Origin of the sequence: Microbacterium sp. Leaf151 (genome assembly GCF_001424225.1) — a bacterium.
In the GTDB taxonomy this organism is placed as follows: Bacteria; Actinomycetota; Actinomycetes; order Actinomycetales; family Microbacteriaceae; genus Microbacterium.
The window spans coordinates 429918-441899 of the sequence record NZ_LMOR01000001.1 but is presented as its reverse complement, the minus strand read 5'-3'; the positions used below and the strand labels follow the sequence as shown (position 1 = coordinate 441899).

Sequence of the window (11982 nt, the reverse complement as noted above, 5' to 3'; positions counted from 1 at the left end):
CGAAGATGATCAAGCTTCTCTCTCATCTGTCGTTCGTCGCGATCACGACTCCTGATGTCGAGGCGTCGGTGGACTTCTACGTCAACCAGGTGGGCCTCACCGAGGTCGCTCGCGAAGACGACCGTGTGTACCTCCGCTGCTGGGGCGACTACTACGCCTACTCCCTGGTCGTGGCGAAGGGCGACGAGCCCTCCCTCGAGACGATGGCCTGGCGGACGTCGTCGGCCGAAGCCCTGGAGGAGGCGGCCAAGCGCGTGCAGGCCGCCGGCATCGAGGGCGAATGGTTCGAGGGCCGCGGCATCGGCCGGGCGTTCCGCTTTACCGGTCCCCAGGGCCACGACATGACCCTGCACTGGGATGTCGAGCGTCACCGTGCTGAGCCGCACACCGCCTCGATCTACCCCGACCGTCCCGAGAAGCGCAGCCCCATCGCCGGCGCCCCGCGCCAGCTCGACCACGTCACCGTCGCGGCCCGCGACGTCGACGCGTTCGTGCAGTGGTACGTCGACACGCTCGGCTTCCGCTTCATGGCCCGCACGGTGCTCGACGAGGCACCCATCTCGGTGTTCTCCGTGCTCACGACCAACGAGAAGTCGCACGACCTCGGCGTGGTGCTCGACGGCTCGAGCCGCGCCGGCCGCATCAACCACTACGCCTTCTGGGTCGACACGCGCGAGGAGCTCCTCATCGCCGCCGACACGCTCATGGAGAACGGCGTGCCGATCGAGTACGGCCCCAACATCCACGGCATCGGCGAGCAGACGTTCCTCTACTACCGCGAGCCCTCGAGCCTGCGCATCGAGCTGAACACGGGCGGATACCGCAACTACGTGCCCGACTGGGAAGCCAACACGTGGAAGCCCTCGCTCGGCTCGAACAACATGTACCGCAACGGCGCCATGCCGATGTCGATGACCGAGTCGTTCCCGCCCGCCGACGGCCCCAGCGCCACCGAAGAGGGTGTGCCCGACGAGATCAAGGACGCCCTGCTCAACCCGTACGCCGTGCAGGGTCGGGGCTGACCGTGATGACCGCCCCCTACGCTCTCGCCCGTTTCCGCGACGGGGATGCCGTGCACGTCGGTCTCGTGGCCGGCGACCGCATCCGTGCGCTGACCGCCGACGAGCTCGGGGGCGGTCTGAACGCCTTCCTCGCCGCCCCCGACTGGGAGCGGATCGCCGCCCTCGTCGAGGCCCCGGGGGAGTGGCATCCCGTGTCGGATGTCACCCTCACGGCGCCCGTCGAGCCGCGGCAGGTGCTGCAGACCGGCGCCAACTACCGCCAGCACGTGATCGAACTGGTGGCCGCGGGCCTGACGCAGAACACCGACCGCACGCCCGAGGAGGCGCGTGCCTTCGCCGCCGACATGATGGACGAGCGCGCCCGCAGCGGCGAGCCGTACTTCTTCATCGGGCTCACCGCGTGCGTCGTCGGCGACGACGTGCCGCTGGTGCTCCCGGCGTACAGCGAGGTGCACGACTGGGAATTGGAGCTGGCCGTCGTCATCGGCCGCGAGGCGTTCCGCGTCTCGCGCGAGGCCGCGCTCGATCACGTCGCCGGCTACACGATGGTCAACGACGTCACCACGCGCGACCTCGTCTTCCGCAAAGACATGAAGGAGATCGGCACCGACTGGTACCGGGCCAAGAACGCGCCCGGCTTCCTGCCGACCGGTCCGCTGCTCGTGCCCGCTCACTTCGTCGACCCCGCAGACACCCCGGTGCGCCTCGAACTCAACGGACAGGTGATGCAGGATGCCTCGACGTCCGATCTGCTGTTCGACGTGCCGGCGCTCGTCTCGGCGGCGTCGCAGACCCACCCCCTGCTTCCCGGCGACCTGCTGCTGACCGGCAGCCCCGCCGGCAACGGGCAGCACTGGAAGAGGTTCCTGCGCGACGGCGACGTCATGACCGGGACCATCGGGGCGCTCGGCACGCAGGTCGTGCGGTGCGTGGGGGAGGCGGCGTCGTGACCCTTCGACAGGCTCAGGGGCCGGATGCGGCGCACGGATCGGATGCCACGGCCCAGCGAGGCGTTCCGTCCGAGGACCCCGCCGACCTCGACCGGCAGAACCCCGAGGCCGAGATCGCGCTGCGCGCCGAGGCGTTCCGCAACTGGGGACGCTGGGGCGAGGACGACGTGCTCGGCACCCTCAACTTCATCGACGCCGGCAAACGGCGGGCGGCGGCCGCGCTCGTGCGCGACGGCGTCTCGATCTCGCTCTCGCAGCGCTTCGACACCGACGGCCCGCAGAAGGGGTGGCGGAGGCGGACCAACCCGGTGCACACGATGACCGACACGGGAACGGATGCCGAGAGAGGCAACCAGGGCTTCCCGCACGGCATCGGCGGTGCCGACGACGTCATCGCCATGCCCCTGCAGTGCTCGACGCAGTGGGACGGCCTCGGCCACATCTTCGACCACGGCTACGCCTGGAACGGCCGCCGCGCGGGCGATGTCGTCACCAGCGACGGCGACCTCGTCACGGGTATCGAGCACGCGGCCGACGTCGTCGTCTCGCGCGGTGTCCTTCTCGACCTCGGCCGACACCTCGCCCCCGACTCCGGCGAGCTCGCCGACGGTTACGCGATCACCGCCGACGACCTCGACGCGTGCGCCGCGGCACAGGGCGTGGAGGTGGGGCGTGGCGACATCGTCCTCGTGCGCACCGGCCACTACACGCGCGCGCACCGCGAGGGCTGGGGCGACTACGCCGGCGGACCCGCACCGGGGCTCTCGCTCACCACCGCAGGATGGCTGCACCGCACCGAGATCGCCGCCATCGCGACCGACACCTGGGGCTTCGAGGTGCGTCCGAACGAGTTCGACGTGCCGGCGTTCCAGCCCCTGCACCAGGTCGTCATCCCGAACATGGGTCTCACGATCGGCGAGATGTGGAACCTCGACGCGCTCGCCGACGCCTGCATCGACAGGCGACGCTGGGACTTCCTGCTCTCGGCGCCTCCGCTGCCGATCACCGGGGCCGTCGGGTCGCCGGTGAACCCCCTGGCCCTGCTCTAGTCCACCCCCGTCCCAGAACAGAGAGGTTCTGACATGACCGCCGTTCAGAAAGTCGCGATCGCCGGAGCCGGCGTCGCAGGCCTCGCCACCGCCATCTTCCTCAGCAAGGCCGGCGTAGAGGTCGACCTCTACGACGCCCAGCCCGCGCTGTCCACCCGCGGTTCGGGCATCACGCTGCAGGGCAACGCCCTGCGCGTCTTCGACGAGCTCGGGGTCTGGGACGAGGTCGCCGCTGCCGGAAAAGCCTTCGAGGGGCTGAACCTGCGTGCCCCCGGCCCCGGCGCGCCCGTCGTCGCCGCCCTCCCCGACCTCAAGACCGGCGGCCCCGACTACCCCTCCACGATGGGCATGTCGCGTCCCGACCTCGCCCGCATCCTGCTGGCCGCAGCCGAGGCGAACGGCGCGCGCGTGCACTTCGGCCGCCGCGTCACCGCCGTCTCGGAGACCCCCGACGGCGTCACGATCGAGGTCGACGGCGAGCCGGCGGGCACGTTCGATCTGCTGGTCGGCGCCGATGGCCTGCACTCGGCCGTGCGCGAGATGATCGGCATCCATGTCACCCCCGAGCAGACCGGCATGGGGATCTGGCGCACGTTCGTCTCGCTCCCGCCCGACGTCGACCGCAGCGAGCTGTACTACGGCGGTCCGATGTACATCGCCGGTTACACGCCCACCGGCGACGACACCATGTACGCGTTCCTCGTCGAGGCGGCCCAGGACCGCTCGCACGTCTCGTCCGAGGAGGCCCGCCGGATCATGGTCGAGCAGTCCCGCGCCTACGACGGTCCGTGGAACCACATCCGCGCCGACATCGAGGCCGGTGCCGACGCCAACTACACCTGGTTCACGCGGCACCTCGTCGACGCCCCGTGGAACCGCGGCCGCGCCGTGGTCATCGGCGACGCCGCGCACAGCTGCCCGCCGACCATCGCGCAGGGCGCGGCCCAGGGCCTCGAGGACGCGGCCGTGCTCAGCGAGCTCCTCGTGAACCGGGATGCCGTCGACCAGGCGCTCTGGGACGCGTTCCACGAGCGGCGCGTGGCGCGCGCGGCCGCCATCGTCGACGCCTCGGTGCAGCTCGGCCAGTGGCAGCTCGACGGCGTCCGCGACGCCGACATGGGTGGACTCATGTTCGGGGTCGCGCAGCTCACGGCGGCCCGCGCATGAGCACTCCGACGCAGGGTGAGGTCACCGACGTCCACGCCCACCTGCTCATGCCCGGCCTGCACGCGGAGGTGGAGCGCCGCGTCCCCGAAGAGGTGCAGGCCGCGGCCGACCTCGAGCTGCGGCGCAACGGCCTCGCGAGCCTCCAGGCGTCGGGGCGCATGATCGGTGAGCGGTTCCCGCGCCTGACCGACGTGCGTGCGCGGCTCGAAGCCATGGACGCCCAGGGCGTGGACCGGCAGTGGGTGAGCCCCTCGCCGAACCACTTCTATCCGTGGGCGAACGAGGGTCTCGCGACCTGGGCCTCGGGGGAAGCGAACCGCCTCATCGCCGAGCACGTCGCCCAGGCCCCCGACCGTCTCGTCGGGCTCGGGGTCGTGCCGCTGCAGCACCCGCACCTCGTCGTCGACGCGCTCGATGACGCCGTGCTCGGCCGAGGGCTCGCGGGCGTGGAGATCTCCTCCTTCGCGGGCGAGGTCGAACTCAGCGACGAGCGACTCGAGCCCTTCTGGGCGCGGGCGGCCGAACTGCGCGCCGTGGTATTCCTGCACCCCTTCGGCTGCTCGCTCGACGAGCGGCTCGACCGCTTCTACCTGTCGAACACGGTCGGCCAGCCGACCGAGAACGCCGTCGCGCTGTCGCACCTCATCTTCGCGGGCGTGCTCGACCGGCATCCGGGACTCCGCCTCGTCGCCGCGCACGGGGGCGGGTACCTGCCGACCGCGATCGGCCGCTCCGACCGGGCCTGGAAGGTGCGCCCCGAGGCGCGCGGCTGCGCCCATGCGCCCTCGACCTACCTGACCAGGATCTGGTTCGACACCGTCGTGCACGACGAGCGCGCCCTGCGCTGGCTCGTGGAGGTCGCCGGCGCCGACCGGGTTTTGCTGGGCAGCGACTTCCCGTTCGACATGGGTCTCGACGACCCGGTCGCGTTCGTGCGGGGCGCGGGACTGGCGGAGAGCCACGTGACCGGCATCCTGGGAGCCAACGCCGCCGAGCTGCTGCGCACCCGGGTGCACGCGTGAGGATCGCGCGCTGGGTCGACGGCGCCGACGTGGGCGAGGGGTTCGTCGACGGCTCCGAGGTCGTGCCGTTCCCCAACGGGCTGCGGGTGGCCGAGGTTCTCGCGCAGGGGCTCCCGGCGGCGTCGGCGCTGTTCGCCCGCCGCGAGCGTGCGGCGGCGAGGCCGCTCGACGCGGTACGCCTGCTCGCGCCGCTCGTGCCCGCCTCCATCCGCGATTTCGTCGCCTTCGAGGAGCACGTCGAGGGCGTGAGCGCCTCGGTCGACGGCAAGAGCGAGGTCGTTCCCGAGTGGTACGAGGCGCCGACGTTCTACTTCACCAATCCGCACACCGTGCGGGCGACCGGTGAGGTCGTGGCCATCCCCGAGACCCAGCGCCTCGACGTCGAGCTGGAGCTCGCCGTGGTCATCGGCGCGGTGCCCGGCTCCGACGGCGAGAATCTGGATGCCGCAGCCGCGGCATCCCACATCTTCGGGTACACCGTCATGAACGACTGGTCGGCACGAGACCTGCAGTCGCGCGAGATGAAGGTGCGCCTGGGCCCCGCCAAGGGCAAGGATTTCGCGATGACCCTGGGCCCGTGGATCGTGACGGCCGACGAGCTGGAGCCGTATCTCGACGACGACGGCTTCCTGGCCGTCCGCGCCGAGCTGTTCGTCAACGGCGAGCTCATCGGGCACGACCTCGTGTCGAACATGGGCTGGCCCTTCCCTGAGCTGGTCGCCTACGCCGCTCGGAACTCGGTCGTGGTCCCGGGTGACGTGCTCGGCTCGGGCACGGTCGGAAACGGGGGCTGCCTCGGCGAGCTGTGGGGCCGTCGCGGCGCCCTCGACCCGCGACCCCTCGAACCCGGCGACGAGGTACGGCTGGTGATCGAGGGCGTCGGCGAGGTCGTCAACGTGGTCGGCCCGCGCGTGGCGGCACCGCCGGTCGCGCGGGCGCGCACCCGGTCGCGGGCGCGGTCGCGATAAGCACCCCCGGTCTCCCCGGCAGGCACTGCCCGCCCGTGGCGTGTGCCGCCTCGCCCGGCTGCGTCCGGACCCTCCGGCGTCGACGATGCGAAGCCATCGTCAAGGTTCTCCGAGTTTTCCGTGAGCATCGGGAGAAGGGACCTCCGCCGACGTCTTGAGGTGCTGTTCCGGCGCTTACTCTCGCTGAGCCGTGAGTCGAAGATCCGTCGTTCGCTGCGGCAGGGAAGAACCGGGCCGCGTCGGCGGATCGCTCAGCGGACGCTGACGCTCACGTCGACGGCGCCGAGGCCGTTTCGTCATGCGGCCTCGATGCGTCGCGCCCGAGCGCAACCGGCGGCCGTTATGAGGAGCAGGCGTGAGGAATTTCGGATCGACGGTCGAGACGCGCGTGGGGGACCACGTCGCGCGGGGAGTGCAGGTCGCACCACTCGGCGGACGCGCATGAGCGGGCTGCGGAACCTCGGGTACGACGACCTCCTCAATTGCTTCATGGTCGGGCCCCTCGTCGGCCTCACCCCGGAGCGGGCGCTCACCGCGTTGGAGGACGTGCTGCGTTCTCCCCGCGGTGCGGTGTTGCACCGCGTACGCACCCGCGGTCGGCGGTGGCGGCGCGTCAACGAGAGCGCCGCCCTCGTGGCGGCTGCGCGCTCCGTCGAGCGGGTGGAACCGGCCCTCGACCGCTCGGCCCTGGCCACCCTCGTGCTGGAAAGACAGTTCCGACCCGGAGAGTTGCCGGTGCGGCTGTTCGTCGCGGACGGGATGCTCGCGATGGAGTTCTCGCACAGCCTGTTCGACGGCACCGGCGCGACATTCGTGGTGAATCTGGTGTTGGAGAAGCTCGGCGCCCCCGGAGCGGACACCCGCGCCGCCCTGCCGTGGGCGAAGACGCCCCTGCGCGCGGCGATGAAGAAGTTCGGGCTGCAGGGGGTGAGCGGCATCCGGTCCGCTCGAGAGATCTTCCGCACGCGGAACGCGCAGACCGAGACCGGCTATCAGCTCTCGCGCACACTGACCAAGGCCGAGTCGATCGAGCGGACACGGATGGTGTCGATGGTCCTCCCCGCCGACCTGGTGCGCATGATCGCAAACACACCCGAGAAGGCCGACGAGGGAAAGCGCCCGGCGCGCCCGCCGCTGTCCGTGAAATCCGCGAGCCTGGTTCTGCGGTGCCTCCGCGACAGCCTCCGGCAGGATGCCGACTTCCGTGTGGTGGTCCCCGTCGACGCCCGTCGCTGGGTGGAGAAGGGGGTCGCCGTCGAGGGGAACTTCGCGCCGTCCCTGCCCATGGGGCGCCTGCTGGTCGACGACTGGAGTGCGACCGCCCTGGCCGAGCGCATCTCGGCCGTGAGCAAGTCGGGGACGCCCGTCGCCTGGTTGCTCGCCACCGCGCTCAGCACGCTGAAGAACACCGTTCGGCATCCCGGTGCCGCTCGGCGCTTGCGGGGCGCCACGCCACGGGTGCCCCTCGAGATCCACGTCTCGCTGACGACGACCGAGGTCGCCGTCGCCGAGACGCTGATGCCACGCGTGGACGACGACACCTTCGTCGGGGGGATGGCGGCGCACCTGCGCCTGCCGCTGGGGGTGTGGGCGGAGATCGCCCCCGTCCGGGACTGCCTGCACGTCGTCGTCCGCGACGAGACGGGGCTGTTCGACCTCGAGGGGTTCGAACAACGACTGCGGGAGGTGATCGCGGGAGGCCGCCGTCGCGACCACGTCGCTCACGCCTCAGTACCCGGTCATTCTTCTCGGGCAGCGAGCAACGCCCGGTCACCCATCCGGTCCACGATCCGGTCCTGACATCGGCGGACCGTGACCAGGGAGGCGGGCGCGGGCCGGAGGTTGCCGCGCGTGTCGGGTTGATGTCGCGGCATCCGTAATGTTGAAAACCGACATAAGTCGGGTATGATGGAACCGACGTCGGGGCCCATCGGGTCCGTTCGCCCGGTGAGGAAGCCGGAGCGGCACATCCGGTCGCGTCGATCGCCCGGTCGTACGGGCGCCCCGCCGATGACTCTCTCTCCTGCCCGCGTTCGCATCCTCGTCGCGGCCCTGCTCACGGTGTCGTTCCTCGGCGCCCTCGACCACACCGTCGTCTCGACCTCCCTCGCCACGATCGCGGGCGATCTCGGCGCGCTCGAGCACATGAGCTGGATCATGGTCGGCTACACGCTGGCCGCGACCGCGATGCTGCCCGTGCTGGGCAAGCTCGGCGACATCGTCGGGCCGCGTCGCGTGTTCCTCGTGTCGATCGTGGCCTTCCTCGTCGCTTCCCTGCTGTGCGGCTTCGCGCCCGACCTCGGCTGGCTGATCGCCGCCCGCGTCCTGCAGGGCCTCGGCTCGGCCGGCATCCAGCTCATGTCGCAGACGATCATCGCGCGCGTCACCAGCCCCCGACAGCGTCCGCGCTACATGGCGATCATCGGCGCCGCGTTCCCCGTCGCCATCGTCGTGGGGCCCGTCGTCGGCGGTCTCATCACCGACTACTGGGGCTGGTCGTGGGTGTTCTGGATCAACATCCCCGTGGGTCTCGTGGCCCTCTCGCTCGCGCTGATCGCCCTCCCGCGCCTCCCCGGCGGCGCGCACCCGCGGTTCGACATCCCCGGCTCGGTGGTCTTCACCGGAGCCCTCCTCGCGCTCGTGCTGGCCGTGACCTGGATCGGCGACGAGGCGCTCCGGCCCGTGGCATTCGCCTGCGCGGCGGTGGCGATCGTCGGCATCCTGGCCCTCGTTCTCATCGAGCGGCGCGCGATCGAGCCGATCCTGCCGCCGCGGATCTTCCGCAACCGCACGATCCTGGCCTGCCTGGGGCTCTCGCTCATCATCGGGGCCGGGCTGTTCGCGGTCGTGGCGTACGTCCCCACGTACGTCCAGATGGCCTATCGCACCACCGCGACGGTGTCGGGACTGGTCCCCATCGCGACCGTGCTCGGCATGCTCGTGAGCAACCTGCTCACCGGGTGGCTCGTGAGCCGGTCCGGCCGCTACCGCGCCTACCCGATCATCGGCACCGCTCTCGGTGCGGTGGGTCTCGGCGTGATGGCCGCGCTCCCGGTGGGGGCGCCCCTGTGGGTGCCGATGGTCGTCATGGCGACCGTCGGCATCGGCACGGGGTCGTTCATGAACCTCATCTTCGCCGTCGTCCAGAGCGCCGCCGCGCGCTCCGACCTCGGCGCCGTCACGGCAACCACGAACCTCGTGCGCCAGGTCGGCTCGGCCGTCGGCACCGCGGTGATCGGCGGCGTCGTCGGGTTCGGCGTCGCAGCGAACCTCCCCGGTGGAGTGGATGCCGACACCCTGACCCCCGCGGCGGTGCGCGGCGCCTCCGCGGGTGTGCAGGCCGAGGTGGCCGCGGTCTACCACGACGTGTTCGCGCCCGTCTTCCTGGGGCTCGCGATCGTCTACGCCTGCGGCGTCGTCATCGCCCTCTCCCTGCCCGCGGGGCGCCTCTCCGACGAGACGACGGCCCCGCTTCCCACCCCGTCCGACGCTGACCGTCAGCCCGCCTGACCTCGAAGGAGAGACCATGTCCGACACCCCCACCATCGCCGTCGTCGGCAGTGGCCCCATCGGTTCCGCTTACGCCCGAGTGCTGCTGGAGTCGATCCCGCATGCGCGCGTGATCATGTTCGAGGCGGGACCGCAGGTCACCGAGCGCCCGGGCGAGAGCGTGCGCAACATCGCCGACCCCGATGAGAAAGCGCGCGCCCGCGAACGATCGCAGGGGCCGCAGGCCGGTGACTTCCGCGAGTCCCTCGGCATCCCGGCCGCCGCCGTCGTGGAGGGCATGTTCACCGCGCGCCAGGGCACGCACCTGCTCGACTTCGGCGCCGAGGGCTCCGCGCACGCGCCCACCTTCCCGGCCGCGGCCGCGGCGACCAACGTCGGCGGCCAGGGCTCGCACTGGACGTGCGCCATCCCGCGTCCCGCGTTCAGCGAGAAGCTCGACTTCATCGACGACGACGAGTGGGAGGACCTCGTCTCGACCGCCGAGGGACTGCTGCACCACCAGAGCGCCGCTTTCTCGGACTCACCGGTGGGGGCCGCGATCCGCACCCTTCTCGACCGCGAGTTCGGAGCCGAACTCCCCGAGGGCTACGGCGTCAGCACCCTGCCGGTCGCGGGTGATCCGCAGCCCGACGGGTCGATGCGCTGGGCCGGCGCCGACACGGTGCTGGGACCCCTCATCGAGCCGGGCACCGACGTCGCTGCGCGTTTCGAGCTGCGCGACCTCACCCTGGTGCGACGGATCGAGCTCGACGGCACCCACGTGCGCGGCGTCGTCGTCGAGGACCTGCGCACCCGCGACGAGTCCTTCGTGGCGGTGGACGCCCTAGTGGTCGCCGCCGACGCCTTCCGATCCCCGCAGCTGCTGTGGGCCTCCGGCATCCGTCCTGCGGCCCTGGGCCGCTACCTCACCGAGCACCACGTCGTCATCAGCACCGTCTCGCTGGACGCCGAGCGCATGGCTGCTCTCGTGACGGAGGACGAGTTGCGGAGCGAGCTGGCCCGTCGCGCGACCAACCCCGCCGACCCCGTCGCCGCGGTCAACCGCATCCCGTTCTCCGAGCCCGATCACCCGTACTCGGCGCAGATCATGTACGCCGAGAATCCGCCCTTCGCGCTCGACCCCGCCCACCCGGCAGCCGGCAACCGCTGGGGGTACGTCAACATGGGCTTCGGCGTGCGCAAGTTTCCGCGGGTCGAAGACGGCGTCACGTTCAGCGACGACGAGCTCGACTACCGCGGACTGCCGAACTTCACGATCGAGTACGCCCTCACCGAGCGGGAGGATGCCGAGATCGCCCAGGCCACCGAGCGCCTGCGACGTGCCGGGCACGCGCTCGGCACGTTCGTCGCCGACCCGCGGCTGCTGCCGAACGGTTCGAGCCTGCACTACATGGGCACGATGCGCGCCGGCACCGACCCCGAGACGTCGGTGGCCGACCCGTACTCACGGGTGTGGGGCTTCGACAACCTCCTCGTGGGTGGCAACGGCCTCATCCCGACCGCCAACACGATGAACCCGACGCTCACGAGTGTCGCGATCGCGGTGCGCGGTGCGCGTCGCCTCGCCGAGGAGTTGCGCGGCGGCGGTACGGCCGAGGCGGAGGTGGTCGCCGAGGCGGTGGGGGCGTAGGGGCCGCCGGGGCTCCGTCGGCGCTGCGCCGCGGTGCTGCCCGACGCCCCGCGCCCGTGGGGCCGCGGATAATGGGGGAGTGGAGCCCTGGGAGACGCGCGAGTGGTTCGGTGACGTCCTCGACGCGCTCAACCGGCACGACCTCGCGGATCTGCGGGGTTTCCTGCATCCCGCCGTCCGCCGGGCGCATCTGCCCGCCGGCGCCGACGCCTGGGTCGACGAGTACGCCGACCTCTTGCACGGGTTCCCCGACTGGCAGTGGAAGCGCATCCAGCTCCTCGTCGAAGACGACCGGCTCGCGGTGCACCTGCGCGGCGGCGGGACCCACACCGGCTCGTTCACCCACGTGGCGGCCACCCGTCGCCGCGTGAGCATCGCGTCGTTCGCGATGTACCGGGTGGAGCGGGGCCGCATCGTCGAGGCGAGCGGCACCGACGACGCCGCCCAGATCCGCGCGGCCATCGGCTGAACGGGCACGCCGTCTCGCGCGCGCGCCGCACCCGCGAGACGGCGTCTCGCCGACTAGGTCGGTTGCGGCGTGCGGCCGTTCCCTCGGCGTGGCGTCGTCTCGCGCCGGAAACGCGCTGGCGCGGCGCTGCCCGATCTGTCAAGGGCGGCTCGATGTCGGAGGCCCCCGGTACGTTCGCTCCTGCCCGGTTCCATC

Annotated in this window: 10 protein-coding genes; all 10 read left to right on the top strand. The window is 71.5% G+C overall.

The features are described 5' to 3' along the window. Positions 1-5: 5 nt before the first annotated feature. Positions 6-1022 (top strand): VOC family protein, encoded by a 1017-nt coding sequence (locus ASF76_RS01905; RefSeq protein WP_055952117.1) that lies wholly within the window; start codon positions 6-8, stop codon positions 1020-1022. 5 nt (positions 1023-1027) lie between these two features. Then, positions 1028-1972 carry a fumarylacetoacetate hydrolase family protein gene (locus ASF76_RS01900; RefSeq protein ID WP_055953338.1) on the top strand — a complete coding sequence of 315 codons (945 nt, stop codon included), beginning with the start codon at positions 1028-1030 and terminating at the stop codon, positions 1970-1972. 113 nt (positions 1973-2085) lie between these two features. Next, positions 2086-3021, top strand: a complete 936-nt coding sequence (locus tag ASF76_RS01895) for a cyclase family protein (RefSeq protein ID WP_055953335.1) — start codon at positions 2086-2088, stop codon at positions 3019-3021. A 33-nt stretch (positions 3022-3054) separates the two neighbouring features. Continuing rightward, complete coding sequence (locus ASF76_RS01890; protein ID WP_055952114.1) at positions 3055-4188, top strand: FAD-dependent monooxygenase; 1134 nt, start codon at positions 3055-3057, stop codon at positions 4186-4188. Next, positions 4185-5210, top strand: coding sequence for an amidohydrolase family protein (locus ASF76_RS01885; protein WP_055952111.1), 1026 nt, complete (start codon positions 4185-4187; stop codon positions 5208-5210). Before ASF76_RS01890 ends, ASF76_RS01885 begins: the two co-directional genes overlap by 4 nt. Further along, entirely contained in the window at positions 5207-6178 is a 972-nt protein-coding gene (locus tag ASF76_RS01880) for a fumarylacetoacetate hydrolase family protein (protein WP_055952108.1), read from the top strand. The genes ASF76_RS01885 and ASF76_RS01880 overlap by 4 nt, the downstream gene beginning before the upstream one ends. A 441-nt stretch (positions 6179-6619) precedes the next feature. Next, complete coding sequence (locus ASF76_RS01875) at positions 6620-7978, top strand: hypothetical protein (RefSeq protein WP_055952105.1); 1359 nt, start codon at positions 6620-6622, stop codon at positions 7976-7978. Positions 7979-8188: 210 nt separating this feature from the next. Next, positions 8189-9688, top strand: coding sequence for an MDR family MFS transporter (locus tag ASF76_RS01870; RefSeq protein ID WP_055952102.1), 1500 nt, complete (start codon positions 8189-8191; stop codon positions 9686-9688). A 16-nt stretch (positions 9689-9704) separates the two neighbouring features. After that, the gene (locus ASF76_RS01865) at positions 9705-11318 is read left to right on the top strand and encodes a GMC oxidoreductase (RefSeq protein ID WP_055952100.1); all 1614 of its coding nucleotides are present in this window, start codon (positions 9705-9707) and stop codon (positions 11316-11318) included. 79 nt (positions 11319-11397) lie between these two features. Then, positions 11398-11787 carry an ester cyclase gene (locus ASF76_RS01860; RefSeq protein ID WP_055952097.1) on the top strand — a complete coding sequence of 130 codons (390 nt, stop codon included), beginning with the start codon at positions 11398-11400 and terminating at the stop codon, positions 11785-11787. The last annotated feature ends 195 nt before the right edge of the window (positions 11788-11982 follow it).

Excerpts from the sequence above, each read along its gene's own strand:
- ASF76_RS01905 (WP_055952117.1), top strand. The coding sequence starts at position 6 with ATGATCAAGCTTCTCTCTCATCTGTCGTTCGTCGCGATCACGACTCCT.
- ASF76_RS01865 (WP_055952100.1), top strand. The coding sequence starts at position 9,705 with ATGTCCGACACCCCCACCATCGCCGTCGTCGGCAGTGGCCCCATCGGT.
- ASF76_RS01890 (WP_055952114.1), top strand. The coding sequence starts at position 3,055 with ATGACCGCCGTTCAGAAAGTCGCGATCGCCGGAGCCGGCGTCGCAGGC.
- ASF76_RS01900 (WP_055953338.1), top strand. The coding sequence starts at position 1,028 with ATGACCGCCCCCTACGCTCTCGCCCGTTTCCGCGACGGGGATGCCGTG.
- ASF76_RS01885 (WP_055952111.1), top strand. The coding sequence starts at position 4,185 with ATGAGCACTCCGACGCAGGGTGAGGTCACCGACGTCCACGCCCACCTG.
- ASF76_RS01875 (WP_055952105.1), top strand. The coding sequence starts at position 6,620 with ATGAGCGGGCTGCGGAACCTCGGGTACGACGACCTCCTCAATTGCTTC.
- ASF76_RS01870 (WP_055952102.1), top strand. The coding sequence starts at position 8,189 with ATGACTCTCTCTCCTGCCCGCGTTCGCATCCTCGTCGCGGCCCTGCTC.